Source organism: Streptomyces sp. NPDC041940, assembly GCF_055589465.1.
In genome coordinates, this window is the sequence record NZ_JBVJBP010000008.1 from 72,110 (window position 1) to 90,146 (window position 18,037).

The following is an 18,037-nucleotide window of genomic DNA, read 5'->3' on the forward strand; positions in this document are numbered from 1 at the left end:
GAGGCTCGTCCGTTCAGCCGCTCAAGTGAACCCCGGACCACCGCCTCACATCGCTCCCCGATCGGGCGCCCCCTCTTGACAGCCCTCGCACACCACGGGCAATCTTCCGTTAAGCAGAAACATGATTCCGTAATACGGAATTCCTTCTGGAAGATACGTCGGAAGACAAGGAAGGGAGCGCCGACCCGATGGGATTCGCAGACCAGCGCTTCAACGTCAACCTGTCGATCCTCTTCACGGAGCTCCCCCTATTGGAGCGCCCCGCTGCCGCCGCCGCGGCCGGCTTCACCGCGGTCGAGCTGTGGTGGCCCTGGACCGACTCGCCCGTCCCGGAGCACTCCGAGCTCGACGCCCTGAAGCGGGCGATCGAGGAGGCGGGCGTCCGGCTCACCGGCCTGAACTTCTACGCCGGGCAGCTCCCGGGCCCGGACCGCGGCGCCCTGTCGGTTCCCGGCGAGGAGTCGGAGCGGTTCCGCGCCAACATCGACGTGGCCGCCGACTTCGCCGCCGCCCTGGGCTGCACGGCCCTCAACGCCCTGTACGGCAACCGCGTCGAGGGCATGGACCCGGCCGAGCAGGACGCCCTCGCGCTGGAGAACCTGACCCTGGCGGCCCGGGCCGCGGACCGGATCGGCGCGATGCTGCTGATCGAGGCGCTGAACCAGCCCGAGTCACCGCTGTACCCGCTGGTGTCCGCCCCGGCGGCCGTGGACGTCGTCGACAAGGTCAACGAGGCGACCGGCCTGGGCAACGCGCGGTTCCTGATGGACCTCTACCACCTGTCCATGAACGGCGAGGACCTCCCGTCGGTGATCGAGCGGTACGCCGCGAAGACCGGTCACGTCCAGATCGCCGACAACCCCGGCCGCGGCGCCCCCGGGACGGGCTCACTGCCCCTCGAAGACCTCCTCGACCAGCTCCGGAAGGCGGGCTACGACGGCTGGGTCGGCCTCGAGTACAAGCCGGGCGACCGCCCGAGCGCCGAGACCTTCGACTGGCTGCCCCGCTGACCCTCGCACCGAAAGGCACCCCATCATGAGCAACACACTCGCAGCTTCCTCCCGCCCGACCCGCCCGGCGGTCGCCTGGATCGGCCTCGGCATCATGGGCTCCCCCATGTCCGAGAACCTCATCAAGGCCGGCTACGACGTCACCGGCTTCACCCTGGAGCAGGACAAGCTGGACCGTCTCGCGGCGGCGGGCGGCACCGCAGCCCCCTCCATCGCCGAGGCCGTGCGGGACGCCGACGTCGTCATCACGATGGTCCCGGCCTCCCCCCAGGTCGAGGCCATCTCCTACGGCCCCGACGGCATCCTGGAGAACGCCAGGTCCGGCGCCCTGCTGATCGACATGTCCTCGATCACGCCGCAGACCTCGGTCGATCTGGCGAAGGCCGCGAAGGACAAGGGCATCCGGGTCCTGGACGCCCCGGTGTCCGGCGGCGAGGCCGGCGCCATCGAGGCCGTGCTGTCCATCATGGTCGGCGGCGAGCAGACCGACTTCGACACCGCGAAGCCGATCCTCGACGCGCTCGGCAAGACCATCGTGCTGTGCGGCCCGCACGGCTCCGGCCAGACCGTGAAGGCCGCGAACCAGCTGATCGTCGCCGTGAACATCCAGGCGTGCGCCGAGGCCGTGGTCTTCCTGGAGAAGTCCGGCGTGGACCTGAAGGCGGCCCTGGACGTCCTGAACGGCGGACTCGCCGGCTCGACGGTGCTGACCCGCAAGAAGGACAACTTCCTCGGCCGGGACTTCAAGCCGGGCTTCCGCATCGACCTGCACCACAAGGACATGGGCATCGTCACGGACGCCGCCCGCAATGTCGGCGCGGCGCTGCCCGTGGGCGCCGTGGTCGCCCAGCTGGTCGCGAGCCTGCGAGCGCAGGGAGACGGCGGCCTGGACCACTCGGCGCTGCTGCGGGCCGTGGAGCGGCTGTCCGGCGCCCAGGTCTGATTCCCGTGACCCCGTGACCCCGTGACCCCTTGGGTCCCCCGTACCCCGGGCGGCGCCGCCGCTGACACCAGTCCTGTCGCGCCCAAAGCGGCGGCGCCGCCCGGTCCACCCCTACCCACCACTTCAACAAACTGTTGACGCCTACTTCGCCCCGACCCTAGGCTCCACGAAGCGGAAACATTTTTCCGCTGCCCTCTCGTATCGGAAGGTCACGATGCCGCAGCGCGTGCTCACCACCGAGTCCGGCGCCCCCGTCGCCGACAACCAGAACTCCGCCACCGCCGGTGCCGGCGGCCCGCTTCTGCTCCAGGACCAGCATCTGCTGGAGAAGCTGGCCCGCTTCAACCGCGAGCGCATCCCGGAGCGTGTGGTGCACGCCCGCGGCTCGGGCGCCTACGGCCACTTCGAAGTGACCGACGACGTCACCGACTTCACGTACGCCGACTTCCTGAGCACGGTCGGCCGGCGCACCGAGGTGTTCGTGCGCTTCTCCACCGTGGCCGACTCGCTCGGCGGCGCGGACGCGGTGCGCGACCCGCGTGGTTTCGCGGTCAAGTTCTATACGGAGGAAGGCAATTACGACCTCGTCGGGAACAACACCCCGGTATTCTTCATCAAGGACCCGATCAAGTTCCCGGACTTCATCCACTCGCAGAAGCGCGACCCGTTCACGGGACGTCAGGAGCCCGACAACGTCTGGGACTTCTGGGCGCACTCCCCCGAGGCGACGCACCAGGTGACCTGGCTGATGGGCGACCGCGGCATCCCGGCCTCGTACCGGCACATGAACGGCTACGGCTCGCACACCTACCAGTGGACGAACAGCGCGGGCGAGGCCTTCTTCGTCAAGTACCACTTCAAGACCAACCAGGGCATCCGCTCCCTCAGCGCCGAGCAGGCCGCGGAGACCGTCGGCAGCGACGCGAACTCCCACCAGACGGATCTGCTCCAGGCCATCGAGCGGGGCGTGCGCCCGTCCTGGACCCTCTACGTCCAGCTCATGCCGGCGGCGGAGGCGGACGGCTACCGCTTCAACCCGTTCGACGTGACCAAGGTCTGGCCGCACCAGGACTACCCGCTGCGGCGCGTGGGCCGGCTGGTGCTGGACCGCAACCCGGACAACGTCTTCGCCGAGGTCGAGCAGGCCGCGTTCTCCCCGAACAACTTCGTGCCGGGCATCGGCCCCTCGCCCGACAAGATGCTCCAGGGCCGCCTGTTCGCCTACGCGGACGCCCACCGCTACCGCCTGGGCGTCAACCACACGCAGCTGGCCGTGAACGCCCCGAAGGCGACGACCGCGCGGAACTACGGCCGCGACGGGCTCATGGCGGCCAACTCCCAGGGCCGCTCGGCGAAGAACTACGAGCCGAACTCCTGCGACGGCCCGGCCGAGACCGGCCGCCCGCTGTCGGCCCCGCTCGCGGTGAACGGCCACACCGGCACCCACGCGGCGCCCCTCCACACCAAGGACGACGACTTCTTCCAGGCCGGTGAGCTGTACCGGCTGATGTCCGCCGAGGAGAAGTCCCGGCTGATCGCGAACATCGCCGGCGGCCTCTCCCAGGTCTCCCGCGACGACGTGATCGAGAAGAACCTCGCGCACTTCCACGCCGCCGACCCCGAGTACGGGCGGCGCGTCGAGGAGGCCGTCCGCGCCCTGCGCGAGGACTGAACTCCCTGACCGTGTCCGACCGCGCGGAGCGACCCGGATGAGGGGTGGTCGCCCCGGGCACGGACGCGGGCAGGGTGTGGACCGCGGCGGCTGCGAGCCAGTGCGGTGGTGAAGGACCGGGAGCGGCTTCTCGACCCGAGGGAAGACCGCTCCGGGCTCCGTCGCACCGCCGCGGTCCCAGCAAGCACCCGCATCACCCCTCCAGACCCCGTCCGGCGGCGCGAATGTCCTGTCGCGCCCAGCCTCGCGCCGTCGGACGGCCAGCCCGTTCAGGGTGCGGAACAGGTGCGTCCGCAGGAGCCTGAAGGCATGGCACCTCCCACCGAGCACCCGCATGTCGTGGTCCACTCCCCCGCCCTGGACGGATCCCGCCGGGTCACCCTGGGCGAGGAACCCCTGGGCGTCGCCACCCACGCCGACGACGTCGCCGAGATCCTGCGGCTGGCCGACCTGTACGTCACCGACGTCGCGGAGAGCGACCTCGTCGAATGGCAGGGCGGCGGCCCGGACGACTGGCCGGGGCTGTCGGAGCACCACGAGGCGTGAGCGCGCCTACGGCAGCGGTCGTAGGCCCCGTACGGAATGCTCAAAACAACCTCTGAACCCGGCCCCGGGGGCTTCAACCGCCCCCGGGGCCGGGCACATTCTCGTCACACGGGGCCCGTCGGCACGGGGGCGGCGGACCCCGTCACGGGGGTGAGGCCATGAGCGACGGTACGGCGGTCCGGCTGGAGCCGCAGGAGATCGCACTGCTGGGGGACGGCCCGCGGGCCGCCGTCACCGTCGCCGTGGTGGAGCTGTATCTGCGGGGGCTGGTGGAGGCCGACCGGCCGGGGACGGTACGGAAGGGCATCGCGGACGTCGTGTCCGCGGAGCGGCCGCAGTCCCCCTTGGCGCAGGCGGTGCACACGTCTCTGCGCGAGCCCGCCGGCCTGCGGACCCTGGTGAAGGACCCGGACATCCGGATCGCGCTGGCGCTGATGCGCATCCCTCTCGCGGGGGCGGGCCTGCTGCGCTACCCGCTGCTCGGCCCGACGCGCGCCGCCCGCCGCCATGTCCGGGAGCTGCGGCAGAGTCATCCGCTGCCCGCGAGCAGGCGCGGCCTGACCGACGACGAGAGGCTGCTGGTCGTCGCCCTGCACGGCGAGCCGGCCCTGCACCTGCTGGTGCCGCGCTTCGCCCTGCGGGCGGGACTGGTCCGCAGGGCCGAGGTGGGCGGCAAGAACCTCCTCAAGAACTCACCGCGCGGCAGGGGTGGCGGTAGCGGGGGTTACCACTACTGCGGTGGGGGTGGCGGCGGATGCGGAGGCGGCGGGAGCTGACCGCAGGTGTCACCCCATGCGTGAGGGGCGGTCCGTCCCATGGACGGACCGCCCCTCAGCTCGTACGTTCTCCCGCGCGTCAGACCTTCAGCGTCTTGATCGAGGTCGGCGCATGGCCGGGCTCCGTCGCGATCTCCTCGAACTCCACGACGTTGCCGATGTCGTTGGTCGTCGACATGGAGATGTTGGTGACCCGCTCCAGGATCGCCTCGACGACGACCGGGACCCGGAACTCCGCGGCGAGCTTCTTGGCCTGCTCGAAGGCCGCGCCCAGCTCGGCGGGGTCGGTGACGCGGATCGCCTTGCAGCCGAGGCCCTCGGCGACCTTGACGTGGTCGACGCCGTAGACGCCGAGCTCCGGGGCGTTGATGTTCTCAAACTCCAGGTTGACCTGGAAGTCGATGTCGAACGCCCGCTGCGCCTGGCGGATCAGGCCCAGATAGGCGTTGTTGACGAGGACATGGACGTACGGGATCTTGTGCTGCGCGCCGACGGCCAGTTCCTCCAGCATGAACTGGAAGTCGTAGTCGCCGGAGAGCGCCACGACGGACGCCTCCGGGTCGGCCTTGGCGACGCCGAGCGCGGCGGGGACGGTCCAGCCGAGCGGGCCGGCCTGGCCGCAGTTGATCCAGTGGCGGGGCCGGTAGACGTGCAGCATCTGCGCACCGGCGATCTGCGAGAGGCCGATGGTGGAGACGTAGCGGGTCTCCGGGCCGAAGGCCTTGTTCATCTCCTCGTAGACGCGCTGCGGCTTGATCGGGATGTCGTCGAAGTGCGTACGCCGCTGGAGCGTGGCCTTCCGCTCCTGGGCGGAGGCGGCCCAGTCGGTGCGGTCGGGCAGCTTGCCGTCCGCCTTCAGCTCCCTCGCCACCTCGACGAACAGCTCCAGCGCGGCCTTGGCGTCGGAGGCGATGCCGTAGTCCGGGGCGAAGATCTTGCCGAGCTGGGTGGGCTCGATGTCGACGTGGACGAACGTGCGCCCGGCCGTGTAGACGTCGAGCCTGCCGGTGTGGCGGTTGGCCCAGCGGTTGCCGATGCCGAGGACGAAGTCGGACTCCAGGAAGGTCGCGTTGCCGTAGCGGTGCGAGGTCTGGAGGCCGACCATGCCGGCGTTCAGCTCGTGGTCGTCGGGGAGGACGCCCCAGCCCATGAGGGTGGGGACCACCGGGGTGCCGGTCAACTCGGCGAATTCGACGAGCAGTTCCGCGGCGTCGGCGTTGATGATCCCGCCGCCGGCGACGATCAGGGGCCGCTCCGACTCGTTGAGGAGCGTGATCGCCTTCTCGATCTGGGCGCGGGTCGCGGCCGGCTTGTAGACCGGGAGCGGCGCATACGTCTCCGGGTCGAACTCGATCTCCGTGAGCTGGACGTCGATCGGCAGGTCGATGAGGACGGGCCCGGGCCGGGCGGAGCGCATCAGGTGGAAGGCCTGCTGGAAGACGCCGGGGACCTGCGCCGCCTCCAGGACGGTCACGGCCATCTTGGTAACCGGCTTGGCGATCGAGGCGATGTCGACGGCCTGGAAGTCCTCCTTGTGGATCACGGCGGTCGGGGCCTGGCCGGTGATGCACAGGATCGGGATGGAGTCGCCGGTCGCGGAGTACAGGCCCGTGATCATGTCGGTGCCGGCCGGGCCTGAGGTGCCGATGCAGACGCCGATGTTGCCCGGGTGGGTGCGGGTGTAGCCCTCGGCCATGTGCGAGGCGCCCTCGACGTGCCGGGCGAGGGTGTGGGCGATGCCGCCGGATGCCTTGAGGGCCGCGTAGAAGGGGTTGATCGCCGCGCCCGGGACACCGAACGCGTCGGTCACGCCCTCGCGCTTGAGGATCTCAACTGCCGCGCGGGCAGCGGTCATTCGAGCCATCGAGTACTCCTGCTTCGGCTGCCGGATTCGCACTCCCGTCGCGCCCCGCGGTGAGCTCTTCCGTATTGTGGAAAATTTCTTCTACGATCTGGAATTAATGTAAGTGGGGTCACCGAAGGCCGTCAAGAGATGGCAAGGGGCGGACAGGCAGGGGCCCGGAGGAGCACGATGGATCCGCTGTCCCGACGCGACGCGGTTCTGGAGTGACATGGCCGAGACCGTCCCGGTGCGCTGCCCGGCCTGCCACCGCGAGCACCGCTACACGGCTCCGGTGTACCCCTGCGTGTGCGGCGCGCCGGTCGGCCCGCCCCTGGACCGGCGCAGTGCGGCGACGCCCGTCTCGCATCGCGTCTGGCAGGACGACTGGGTGACGGTGCGTTGCGCGTCCTGCGGGCGGAGCGGGGAGTGGCCGCGTCCGGAGCTGGGGTGCGCGTGCGGGACGGTGCTGCGGGTGCCGGTGGCGGAGGGGCAGGTGCCGGTGGCGGAGGAGCGGGGTCCGGCCGGCTCGGGCGACGGGACGGACCAGGGCGTCGCTGCCGCCAGGCCGCCCTTCCGGTCCGTCACCATCCGCACCGCGCGCGACGCCGTCACGGCCACCGCGCTGTATCTGCGCTGGCTCGGCTACCGGGACGTACGCCGGGCGGACCAGCGTCCCCCGTCCGGCATCGGCCTCGCCGCCCGCGGCGCCCTCGCGCAGGTCGACCCGGCCGTACGCCCCGCGACGCTGCGGGACGTGGAGTGCCTGTGGCTGACGGCCATGACGGAGTCCGCCGACTGCCTCTACTTCTCCCTCACCGGCTACGCGGACGACGCCCGGGCCCGCGCCGACGCCCTGGCCATCCCCCTGTTCGTCCTCGACCTCACGGGCACACCGCGCCCGGTGAACGCCCCGGCCGATACGCTGGCCACCGGCGGCACCGGGGACCGGGCACCCTGACCGCTCCGGGGCCGGTCAGTCGCCGCACGGCTTGGCGAACTCCTCGATCAGCACGGGATACTGCTCCCCACCGTGTCCGGCGGCGATCGAGCGGTCGGCCATCGCCTTGATCAGCTTGGGCAGTTCGGCGTTGACACCCACCGCCTCGCTCTCCTCGATCAGGTGCGCCATGGCCCGCGCGTCGGTCTCCAGGGCCGAGACCTCGGCCGGGAAGGAGCCGCTGTCGATCTGCTGGGCGTATCCCGGCAGCCATTCGGCCACGCCGGCGGCGATCCGCTGCGCGAACGGCGCGTACTGCGCGGCGTCGACACCCGCCGTCCCGAGCAGGGCGGTGCCCTGGAGCCAGGCGTTCAGGACGCTCCACATCATCGCCAGGCCGGCCACGTCGTACAGCGACGCGAGGCCGTGGTCGGCGCCGACGTGGGTGACGGTACCGAGCACGTCGAGTGTCGACTTGTGTGCGTCGAAGTCCGCCTGCGGCCCACTGTGCAGAATGACCGCCTCGGCGGTCCCGATCGCCGGCGGGACGGCCATGATGGCGCCGTCCAGGTAGCGGGCGCCGCGCTGCTCGGCCCAGCGGGCCGTCTCCCGGGCCTGGGCCGAGTCGCCCGAGGTCAGATTGATCAGCGTCCTGCCGTCGAGGTCGGTGTCGCCCGCGCCCAACAGCTCCCGCACGGCCTGGTAGTCGGTGACGCAGATGATCGTCAGGGAGCCCGCGCCGAGCGCGTCACCGACGGTCGGTGCGAGCCGTGCGCCTTCGCCCACGAGGCGGTCGGCCTTGGAGGCCGTACGGTTCCACACGGTCGTGGGATGTCCGGCCTTCAGGAACGCGGCGGCGAGGGCCTGGCCCATCAGCCCGAGTCCGATGATTGTCACGGGTGTGTCGGTCGTGTTCATGGCAGCATCGTCAACGTTGATACCGGTGTGAAGGTCAAGCGAGGTTTCGATGCGTATCGGGGAACTGAGTCGCCGGACGGGCGTGAACACACATCAGTTGCGCTATTACGAGGCCCAGGGCCTGCTGGAGGCGGAACGCGGCGCGAACGGATATCGCGAGTACGGGGAGAACGCCTTGCTGCGCGTGAAGCAGATACGCCATCTGCTCGGCGCCGGATTATCGTCGGAGGACATCGCGTACCTGCTGCCCTGTGCGGTCGGGGAAGCCCCGGAGCTGCTCGGATGTCCCGAACTGCTGGCCGCGATGCGGTCACGGCTACGGCGGCTGGACGACCAGATGGCCACGCTCACCCGCTCCCGGGACGCTCTTGCCGGCTACATCGACGCGGCGGAGCGCACGGGAAGCGAGATCTACCCGCCCTTCGACGATGCCGATCCGGAGCCCGTGCCCGCCTGAGGAGTTGGTGAACCCATGACTTCGAGGTCTGCCGGTATCCGCGTCCGCCCCGCGACCGCCGCCGAACTCCCCGCTCTCCAGGACATCGAACGCGCCGCCGGTACCCCCTTCCGCGACCTCGGCATGCCGGAGATCGCCGACGACGAGCCGCCGGGGCTCGACGTGCTGGAGCGCTACCGCCGGACCGGCCACTGCTGGGTCGCGGTGGACGGGCGGGACCACCCGGTCGCGTACCTCCTCGCCGAACCCGTGGACGGCGCGCTGCACATCGAGCAGGTCTCGGTCCACCCGCGTGCCGCGCGCCGTGGCGTGGGCCGGGACCTCCTGGACTGTGCCGCCGGGCACGCCCGCGAGGAGGGCCTGACCGCCCTGACGCTGACCACCTTCACGGACGTCCCGTGGAACGCCCCCTACTACGCCCGCCTCGGCTTCCACACCCTGGCCGAGCCCGACCTCACGCCCGGCCTCCGCGCCATCCGCGCGACGGAGGCCGAACACGGCCTCGACCGCTGGCCACGGGTGTGCATGCGCGCACCGGTGTGACCTACCTCTGCCCCTCCGAGAACCTCTCCCGCAGCTCCACCTTGCGTACCTTCCCGGACACCGTCATCGGGAAGGAGTCGAGGATCTGAAGCCTGCTCGGGATCTTGTAGTGGGCCAACTGCCCCTCGCAGAAGGCCCGTACGTCCTCCAGTGTCGGCGGGGCGGCCGGGTCGCGGGCGATGACGCAGGCCAGGACCTCCTCGCCGTAGTGGTCGTGCGGGACGCCCACGACCTGGACGTCCTGGATGCCCGGGTGGGCGTAGAGGAACTCCTCGATCTCGCGGGGGTAGATGTTCTCCCCGCCCCGGATGATCATGTCTTTGATGCGGCCGACGATCTCGACATAGCCGTCCTCGCGCATCACCGCGAGGTCGCCGGTGTGCATCCAGCGGCCCGCGTCGATGGCCTCGGCGGTCTTCTCCGGCTCGTTCCAGTAGCCGAGCATCACGCTGTAGCCGCGGGTGCACAACTCGCCCGCTGTGCCCCGGGGTGGTGTCACGCCCGTCGCGGGATCGACGACCTTGACCTCGATGTGCGGCAGGACCCGGCCCACGGTGCCCGTGCGGTGCTCCAGGTCGTCGTCCCTGCGGGTCTGGAGGGACACCGGGGAGGTCTCGGTCATGCCGTAGCAGATGGAGACCTCCGCCATGTGCATCTCGGCGACCACCCGCTTCATCACCTCGACCGGGCAGGGCGAGCCCGCCATGATGCCGGTGCGCAGGGAGGAGAGGTCGTAGGAGGCGAAGCCGGGGAGGTTGAGCTCCGCGATGAACATGGTCGGGACGCCGTAGAGCGAGGTGCAGCGCTCCTGCTGGACCGCGTCCAGGGTGGCCTTCGGGTCGAAGGACGGGGCGGGGATGACGATGCAGGCGCCGTGCGAGGTGGCGGCGAGATTGCCCATCACCATGCCGAAGCAGTGGTAGAAGGGCACGGGGACGCACACCCGGTCCTGCTCGCTGTAGGCGATCGACTCGCCCACGAAGTACCCGTTGTTGAGGATGTTGTGGTGCGAGAGGGTCGCGCCCTTGGGGAAGCCCGTCGTGCCCGACGTGTACTGGATGTTGATCGGGTCGTCGCAGGACAGCTCCGGGTACCGGGCCCGGGCGTCGGGGGTGGCCCGTCCCAGCAGTGCCTCCCAGCTCGGGTCGCCGATGTACACGACCTCGCGCAACTCGGCACACCGGTCCCGTACTTGCTCGACCATCGCCCGGTAGTCGCTCGCCTTGTGACCGACGGAGGCGAAGAGCAGGGACACACCGGCCTGGTTGAGGACGTACTCGACCTCGTGGGTGCGGTAGGCCGGGTTGATGTTGACCATGATCGCGCCGATGCGGGCGGTGGCATACTGGACGAGCACCCACTCGGGGCAGTTGACCGCCCAGATGCCCACCCGGTCGCCCTTGGCGACACCGGAGGCATGCAGCGCGGACGCCAGCTCGTCCACGGCGGAACCGAACCGCGCGTACGTCCAGCGCCTCCCGGACGGGACGTCGACCAGCGCCTCGCGTTCCGGCCAGGTGGCCACCGCCCGGTCCAGGTTGGCGCCGATCGTGTCGCCCAGCAGAGCCGTCCCGCCGGTTCCATGGCTGTACGAATTCACCGGAAGTCCTCCTCGCGGTACTCGGCGTCCGACCCGGCCGCCGTGGCCTCGCGCAGCTCGATACGGCGGATCTTGCCGGAGACGGTCTTGGGCAGGGCGCCGAACTCCAGTCGGCGGATGCGCTTGTAGGGGGCCAGGGCCTCCCGGGAGTGCTCGAACAGCACCTTCGCGGTGCCGGGGCCGGGCTCCCAGCCCTCGGCCAGGACGACGTACGCCTTCGGCACGGCGAGCCGCAGTTCGTCCGGGGCGGGTACGACCGCCGCCTCCGCCACAGCCTCGTGCTCCAGCAGCGCGCTCTCCAGCTCGAAGGGCGAGATCTTGTAGTCACTGGCCTTGAAGACGTCGTCCGCGCGGCCGACGTAGGTGATGTAGCCGTCCTCGTCGCGCGCGCCGATGTCGCCGGTGCGGTAGTAGCCGCCGGCCATCGACTCGGCTGTGCGGTCCGCGTCGCCGTGGTAGCCGGTCATCAGGCCGACGGGACGGTCCGACAGGTCGAGGGCGATCTCCCCCGCGCTCGCGCCCGGCACGCCGGAGACGGGGTCCAGCAGTTCGACGCGGTAGCCGGGGCTCGGCCGGCCCATCGAGCCGGTCTTGAGCGGCTGGCCGGGACTGTTGGCGACCTGCACGGCCGTCTCGGTCTGGCCGAAGCCGTCCCGGATGGTGACGCCCCAGGACCGGCGGACCTGCTCGATGACCTCCGGGTTGAGCGGCTCCCCGGCGGCGACGACCTCGCGCGGGCGGGTGCGCAGCTGCGTCAGGTCGGCCTGGATGAGCATGCGCCAGACCGTCGGAGGGGCGCAGAAGGTGGTGACACCGGCCCGGTCCATCTCCGCCATGAGACGGACCGCGTCGAAGCGCGAGTAGTTGTACAGGAAGACGGTCGCCTCGGCGTTCCACGGGGCGAAGAGGTTGGACCAGGCGTGCTTGGCCCAGCCCGGGGAGGAGATGTTCAGATGAACGTCGCCGGGCTCGAGGCCGATCCAGTACATGGTCGACAGGTGCCCGATCGGGTACGAGGTGTGGGTGTGCTCGACGAGTTTGGGCCGGGCGGTGGTGCCCGAGGTGAAGTAGAGCATCAGCGGGTCGTCGGACCGGGTCGGGGCGTCGGGGGTGAAGTCGGCGGGGGCGTCGTGGGCGTCCTCCAGCGACAGCCAGCCCTCGGGAGCGGTACCGGCGGCGATGCGCGTGTAGTCGCCGGGGACCTCGGCGAACTTCCCGGTGTCCTCCGGGCGCGCGATGACATGCCGGACCCGGCCGCGGTCGACGCGGTCACGCAGGTCGGCGGGGCCGAGCAGCGGCGTGGCCGGGATGACCACCGCCCGCAGCTTCATCGCCGCGAGCGCGGTGATCCACAGTTCGGCCTGGTTGCCGAGCATGACGAGGATCCGGTCCTCGGCGCGCACGCCCCGGGCGCGCAGCCAGTTGGCGAACCGCGCCGAGCGCACGGACATCTCCGCGAAGGACAGCCGGGTCTCGCGGCCGTCCTCCTCGACGATGTGCAGGGCGGTACGGGCGTTGCCGTCCGCGATCTCGTCGAACCAGTCGAGCGCCCAGTTGAAGTACTCGGGACGGGGCCAGCGGAAGCCGTCGTAGGCCGTGGCGTAGTCCTCGCGGTGCTCCAGCAGGAAGTCCCGCGCCTCGCGGAACATCTCCGTCGCCGATGTCATCTGTCCTCCTGAGTACCGGACCATTGCCGGGCGGCTCCCAACCATCGTGTAATCCGTGATGCAGGACTCACTACCCCCGAACGGGGGGAGCGCCCGCACAGGAGCCGTAGTGAAGGGGCGAACAGGTGACAGCAGACGCGTCCGACGCCGTCGAGATACGGAACGCGCTGCTGCGTCTGCGGCGCGCCACCGGCCTCCCGGTCGCCTTCGGCGGCCTGATGGAGGCCGGGCGGCGGATGCGCATCAGCGAGCGGAGCGGCACGGCGACGGACGCCCTGCGCTCCCTGGCGGTGACGTCCGGGAACGGACTGGGCGGCAAGACGGTGGTCCTCGCCCGGCCGTGCGTGGTGACGGACTACTCGGTGTCGCGGCAGATCAGCCACGAGTACGACGCCCCGGTGGCCGTGGAGGGACTGCGCTCGGTGCTGGCCGTGCCGGTGGTCGTACGGCACGGGGTGCGCGGGGTGCTGTACGGGGCGCTGCGGACGGCCCTGCCGATGGGCGGACGAATGCTGGACGCGGCCGTGGAGGCGGCGCGGGACGTGGAGCGGGCCCTGGTCGTACGGGACGAGGCACGGACCCTCGCCGCCGGGGGCGGGGCGGGCGCGGGGTGGGAGCAGGTGCGGGAGGCGCACGCGGCGCTGCGGGCGCTGGCTCCGAAGATCGCGGACCCGGAGCTGCGGGACGAGCTGCTGGGGGCGTGTGCGCTGCTGACGGCCGGGGCCGCCGCGCCGGCCCGGGTCGGGCTGGCGCCGCGCGAGGTGGACGTGCTGGCGTGTGTCGCCGCCGGGGCCACCAACGCGGTCGCCGCCGAGCGGCTGGGGGTGACGTCCGAGACCGTCAAGGGGTATCTGCGGTCGGCCATGCGGAAGCTGCGGGCCCGGACGCGGGGCGAGGCCGTGGTCGCCGCGCGCCGGGCGGGATGGTTGCCATAGGTTTGTGATGTTTTCTGTGGTGCCGGTTTGTTCGATATGCCGACGGGTTCCCGACCGGGCGCCTACGGCGTCTGCCGCCGCATTCGAGGGCCCAATGAATTCACCCGCCGGCGTCGGTTGTTATTTCCCTCACCACGCCGTCCGTCCGAAATTCAAAGAGCTGTTGCCTAATATTGGCCAGGACACGACACAGGGAGGGAAGCGGTGACCGTGCGACGGGACTTCCAGGAGCCTCCCAGGTGCCGCCCCGACCTGGTCATCGGCAGAGAGGATCTGTTCACGTCGGCGCGTGAACAGCTGGGCCGAGGCGGAAGTGTGCTGCTCCACGGCCCCGCGGGAATAGGAAAGTCGACGATCCTGCGGGCGCTGGCGGCGGATTACGGCGGCTCGGCCCGGACCGTGTTGCGCTGCTCGGCCACCGAGTCCGAATCCCACCTGCCCTTCCTGGCGCTGGCCGACCTGTTCGGCCTGGTCCTGGACGAGGTCTCGGAACAGCTGCCCTCGGCCCAGCGCACCGCCCTGGAGTCGGCGCTCACCGGCCGCGGCGAGTCCACCCTCCAGCGTGACGGGCTCGCGCTGCGCCTCGCCGTGCTCTCGGCGCTGCGCGCCCTCGCCGCCGAGGGCCCGGTACTGGTCGTCGCCGACGACCTGCAGTGGCTGGATGCCGCCAGTGCCGAACTGCTCGGCTTCGCCGCCCGCCGGCTGGGCGACACGCCCGTGCAGATGCTGTGCGCGGTGCGGACCGAGGGCCAGGAGTACGACCGTCATCTACGCGCGTCCCCGCCCGACACGCTCGCCGTCCGGCTGGGCCCGCTGACCCGTGCGCAGGTCTCGGCGCTGCTCGACCACCGCGGCTACACCCCCTTGTCCCGCTCCACGGTCCGCGACATCCACCGCACCAGCGGCGGCAACCCGCTCTTCGCGCTGGAACTGGGCCGTGCCCTGGCCGAGAGCCCCACCCGGCCCCGGCCCGGCGAGCCGCTGCCCGTGCCCACCTCGCTGCGGGCGCTGGTGCTGAGCCGGCTGGAGATGCTGTCGGACGAGGCGCGCCGCACCCTGCTGGTGGCCAGCGCCGGTGCCCGCCCCACGCTGGCCCTGCTGCACGCGGCCGGCCGGGAGCACGCCGAGGCCGAGACGGCCCAGGCGGCGGCGCTCGGGCTGCTGGCGACCGAGGCGGAGGGGCCCGCCGTACGGTTCGCGCATCCGCTGATCTCGGCCGCGCTGTACGCGGAGGCCCCGGCGCAGGAGCGGCGGGCCGTGCACGCCGCGCTGTCCACCGCGGCCTCCGACCCGATCGAGCGGGCCCGGCACCTGGCCCTGGCGACCACCGGCACCGACCCGGAGGTGGCGGCCCGGCTCGCCGAGGCCGCCGCGCTGGCCCTGGACCGGGGGGCGCCGTCCGTGGCCGCCTCGCTCGGGCTGCTCGCGGCCCGGCACACCCCGGCGGACAGCACCCCGGGCCCGGACGAGCGGCGCCTGCAGGCCGCGGAGGACGCGATCACCGCGGGCGAGGGCGATCTCGCCCGGGACATCGCCCGCGACGTACTGACGCGTGCCACCGTGCCCGCCGAGCGGGTGCGGGCCTGGATGGTGGTCATCGAGGCGGCCGGGCAGGCGCTCGGCGAGGTCGACGCGGTCTTCCCGCAGGTCCTGGCCGACGCGGGCGACGACCCGGGGCTGCTCGCCCTGGTCCACTACCAGCTGGCCTGGCGCGGCCTGGTCGTGGAGGGCGACTTCGCCGAGGCCCGGCAGGAGGCCGAGCACGCCGCGGAGCTGGCCGCCCGGGGCGGGGACCGGCGCACCGAGCTGATGGCGCTGTCCTTCCAGGCCTCCACCGAGACCCTGATGGGCCATCCGGGGGCGCCCGCGACCGTCAAACGGGCGCTGCGTGAACCCCAGGACCCGTATGTGGCCTGCCATCACAACGGGGCCGGATCGGCCCGGTTCCGCTGGCTGATCATGAGCGACCGGCTGCCGGAGGCCCGGGCGGTGATCACCGCGCTGCTGCGCGAGGTGCGGCGGCGCGGCATGGTCGAGAGCGAGGTGCACTTCCTGCGTTTCCTCGCCGACACGGAGCTGCGCACCGGGCACTGCGGCCGGGCCCTGGACCTGGCCCGGGAGAGTCTGCGCCTCGCCCGGGACGCCGGGATCGGCGAGGGCGCCTCGGCGATGCTCGCCTCCCTCGCGGAGGCCTCCGCCGGGGACGTGGACCGGGCGCTGGCACTCGCGCGTGAGGCGGCCGACCACGCCGAGGTCGACGGCGACCAGATGTATCTGTCCCGGGCTCTGGCGGCCCTGGGCTACGCCCAGTTGGTGGCAGGGGACCCGGCGGCCGCGGTCCGTTCGCTGCGCCGGGTGCGGGAGCTGGAGCACGGCCTCGGCATCAACGACCCGGCGCGCGGCCGCTGGCACGGCGATCTCGCCGAGGCCCTGGTCCGCATCGGTGAACCGGGCGAGGCGCAGGACGTCATCGACACGACCCGCGCGCACGCGCTGCGGCTGGGCCGGGAGAGTGTGCTGGCCGTGCTGGACCGGGCCGAGGCGCTGGTACGGGCGGCGCGCGGCGAACACGAGACCGCCCTCGTGCGGTTGGCGTCCGTGCGGGACCGGCTCGGGAGGCTGGGCTACGGCCTGGAGGAGGCGCGGGCCGCCTTCGCGCTGGCCCGGCTGCGCGCCCAGGCCGCCGCCCAGCCCCGCACCGGCGGGACTCCCCTGCCGGGGCCGGGGTCGTACGACGAGGCCGCCCGGCTGTTCCGGCGCTGCCGGGCGCTGCCCTGGCTGCGGCAGGTCGACGCGGCCGTCGCGGGGGGTTCCCCGGCGGTGGAGCCGGCCTCCGCGGCACCGCCCGTCGCGCTGGACGCGCTGCAGGGCCTGGCCTCGATGGAGCGTCAGGTCGCCTCGCTCGTGATGGAGGGTGCGACCAACCGGGAGATCGCGGCCCGCCTGTTCATCAGTGTCAAGACCGTCGAGGCGACGCTGACCCGGGTCTACCGGAAGCTGGGGATCCGTTCGCGGGTGGACATCGTCCGGCTGGCCGCGGGCCGTCGTACCAACTGAGCCCCACCTGGGTTTACTTGACCCGATCGAGGGTTTTCCCTGCCCAACTCCCTTAGGGGGTTCCCTCATTGGGAGCCACCTCCTCCGGGCTCTAACTTTGGGGCGTGCCGCTCGCCGGGCACACGGAGATCCGAACAACGGCGTCAGGGTCCCCGTGCTTCACGACCACCCGCGCGACCCCCCACCGGCAACTCCCCAAGGAGACCCATGTTCGGGTTCAACCGTGCCAAGAAGGCCGCCGCCGTCGCCGCGGTGACCGCGCTGTTCACCGCCCCCTCCGCCGTCGCCGCACCCCAGCCGATCGTCGGCGGCAGCACGACCACGACGACCGCGTACCCGTTCGTCATGCAGATCACGGACGCCTCGCAGAACCAGTTCTGCGGCGGCACGCTGGTCTCGCCCACCAAGGTCGTCACCGCCGCGCACTGCATGGTCGGTGAGTCCGCCGGCAGCGTGCGGGTGGTCGGTGGCCGCACGTACCTCAACGGCACCAACGGCACGGTCAGCAGAGTCAGCAAGATATGGATCCACCCGAGCTACACCGACGCCACCAACGGCGACGACGTGGCCGTGCTGACGCTGTCGACGTCGATGCCGTACACCACCGCGAAGTACGTCACCTCGTCCCAGACCTCGGTGTACGCGGCCGGCGCCACCGCGCGCATCCTCGGCTGGGGCACGACCTCCGCGGGCGGCAGCTCCTCCAACCAGCTGCGCACCGCGACCGTACCGACCGTGTCCGACTCCAGTTGTGCGAGCTCCTACGGCTCCGACTTCGTGCAGAGCGACATGGTCTGCGCCGGGAAGACCACCGGCGGCGTGGACACCTGCCAGGGCGACAGCGGCGGTCCCCTGCTCATCGGGGGCGTCCTGGCAGGCATCACTTCCTGGGGCGAAGGCTGCGCCCAGGCCGGTTACCCGGGTGTCTACACCCGGCTGACCACCTTCTCCAACCTGGTCACGACGCAGGTCAACTCGTGACCGTCCGATAGCTCCTGAGCACCCCTCAGGTGAAAGACCAGGGGGCGGGGGGGGGGGGGGGGGGGGGGGGGGGGGGGGGGCGGGGGGGGGGCGGGGGGCGCGGGGCGCGGGCCGGCACGGATGAGAGGAGGGGGGGAGAAACGCGGGCTGAG

Annotated in this window: 15 protein-coding genes; 11 read left to right on the forward strand and 4 right to left on the reverse strand. The window is 71.7% G+C overall.

The window, feature by feature from the left end:
• Nucleotides 1–188: 188 nt before the first annotated feature.
• The 5 genes from ACZ6I3_RS16160 to ACZ6I3_RS16180 all read left to right on the forward strand — a co-directional run bounded on the left by ACZ6I3_RS16160 (nt 189) and on the right by ACZ6I3_RS16180 (nt 4,947).
• The gene (locus ACZ6I3_RS16160; RefSeq protein ID WP_469415126.1) at nt 189–1,010 is read left to right on the forward strand and encodes a TIM barrel protein; all 822 of its coding nucleotides are present in this window, start codon (nt 189–191) and stop codon (nt 1,008–1,010) included.
• 25 nt (nt 1,011–1,035) lie between these two features.
• Nucleotides 1,036–1,953, forward strand: a complete 918-nt coding sequence (locus ACZ6I3_RS16165; protein ID WP_469415128.1) for a 2-hydroxy-3-oxopropionate reductase — start codon at nt 1,036–1,038, stop codon at nt 1,951–1,953.
• A gap of 214 nt (nt 1,954–2,167) precedes the next feature.
• Nucleotides 2,168–3,625 carry a catalase gene (locus tag ACZ6I3_RS16170; protein WP_469415129.1) on the forward strand — a complete coding sequence of 486 codons (1,458 nt, stop codon included), beginning with the start codon at nt 2,168–2,170 and terminating at the stop codon, nt 3,623–3,625.
• Between the two features lie 309 nt (nt 3,626–3,934).
• Nucleotides 3,935–4,171: a hypothetical protein gene (locus ACZ6I3_RS16175; RefSeq protein ID WP_391097903.1), complete on the forward strand. Its 237-nt coding sequence runs from the start codon at nt 3,935–3,937 to the stop codon at nt 4,169–4,171.
• Nucleotides 4,172–4,329: 158 nt separating this feature from the next.
• On the forward strand, nt 4,330–4,947 hold the full coding sequence (locus ACZ6I3_RS16180) for a DUF2207 domain-containing protein (RefSeq protein WP_469415130.1): 618 nt from the start codon (nt 4,330–4,332) through the stop codon (nt 4,945–4,947).
• A 79-nt stretch (nt 4,948–5,026) separates the two neighbouring features.
• Here ACZ6I3_RS16180 and gcl read toward each other — a convergent pair whose 3' ends face one another.
• Nucleotides 5,027–6,811: a glyoxylate carboligase gene (gcl, locus tag ACZ6I3_RS16185; protein WP_469415131.1), complete on the reverse strand. Its 1,785-nt coding sequence runs from the start codon at nt 6,809–6,811 to the stop codon at nt 5,027–5,029.
• A gap of 208 nt (nt 6,812–7,019) precedes the next feature.
• On the opposite strand from gcl, the gene ACZ6I3_RS16190 reads away from it, so the two are divergent.
• Nucleotides 7,020–7,748 (forward strand): hypothetical protein, encoded by a 729-nt coding sequence (locus tag ACZ6I3_RS16190; RefSeq protein ID WP_469415133.1) that lies wholly within the window; start codon nt 7,020–7,022, stop codon nt 7,746–7,748.
• Between the two features lie 15 nt (nt 7,749–7,763).
• Here the strand turns inward: ACZ6I3_RS16190 and ACZ6I3_RS16195 are convergent, their stop codons facing one another.
• The gene (locus ACZ6I3_RS16195) at nt 7,764–8,645 is read right to left on the reverse strand and encodes an NAD(P)-dependent oxidoreductase (RefSeq protein WP_469415134.1); all 882 of its coding nucleotides are present in this window, start codon (nt 8,643–8,645) and stop codon (nt 7,764–7,766) included.
• A gap of 49 nt (nt 8,646–8,694) precedes the next feature.
• Here ACZ6I3_RS16195 and ACZ6I3_RS16200 point away from each other — a divergent pair, with 49 nt between their 5' ends.
• Together ACZ6I3_RS16200 and ACZ6I3_RS16205 are read left to right on the forward strand one after the other, a co-directional pair.
• Complete coding sequence (locus tag ACZ6I3_RS16200) at nt 8,695–9,102, forward strand: MerR family transcriptional regulator (protein ID WP_469415136.1); 408 nt, start codon at nt 8,695–8,697, stop codon at nt 9,100–9,102.
• 36 nt (nt 9,103–9,138) lie between these two features.
• Nucleotides 9,139–9,645 carry a GNAT family N-acetyltransferase gene (locus ACZ6I3_RS16205; protein WP_469415394.1) on the forward strand — a complete coding sequence of 169 codons (507 nt, stop codon included), beginning with the start codon at nt 9,139–9,141 and terminating at the stop codon, nt 9,643–9,645.
• A 1-nt stretch (nt 9,646) separates the two neighbouring features.
• Here ACZ6I3_RS16205 and ACZ6I3_RS16210 read toward each other — a convergent pair whose 3' ends face one another.
• Entirely contained in the window at nt 9,647–11,245 is a 1,599-nt protein-coding gene (locus ACZ6I3_RS16210) for an AMP-binding protein (RefSeq protein WP_469415138.1), read from the reverse strand.
• Nucleotides 11,242–12,912 carry an AMP-binding protein gene (locus ACZ6I3_RS16215; protein ID WP_469415139.1) on the reverse strand — a complete coding sequence of 557 codons (1,671 nt, stop codon included), beginning with the start codon at nt 12,910–12,912 and terminating at the stop codon, nt 11,242–11,244. Before ACZ6I3_RS16215 ends, ACZ6I3_RS16210 begins: the two co-directional genes overlap by 4 nt.
• 125 nt (nt 12,913–13,037) lie before the next feature.
• On the opposite strand from ACZ6I3_RS16215, the gene ACZ6I3_RS16220 reads away from it, so the two are divergent.
• The 3 genes from ACZ6I3_RS16220 to ACZ6I3_RS16230 all read left to right on the forward strand — a co-directional run bounded on the left by ACZ6I3_RS16220 (nt 13,038) and on the right by ACZ6I3_RS16230 (nt 17,885).
• On the forward strand, nt 13,038–13,847 hold the full coding sequence (locus ACZ6I3_RS16220; RefSeq protein ID WP_469415140.1) for a helix-turn-helix transcriptional regulator: 810 nt from the start codon (nt 13,038–13,040) through the stop codon (nt 13,845–13,847).
• Nucleotides 13,848–14,051: 204 nt separating this feature from the next.
• Nucleotides 14,052–16,904 (forward strand): helix-turn-helix transcriptional regulator, encoded by a 2,853-nt coding sequence (locus ACZ6I3_RS16225; protein ID WP_469415141.1) that lies wholly within the window; start codon nt 14,052–14,054, stop codon nt 16,902–16,904.
• Nucleotides 16,905–17,111: 207 nt separating this feature from the next.
• The gene (locus ACZ6I3_RS16230; RefSeq protein WP_469415143.1) at nt 17,112–17,885 is read left to right on the forward strand and encodes a S1 family peptidase; all 774 of its coding nucleotides are present in this window, start codon (nt 17,112–17,114) and stop codon (nt 17,883–17,885) included.
• Nucleotides 17,886–18,037: the final 152 nt, after the last annotated feature.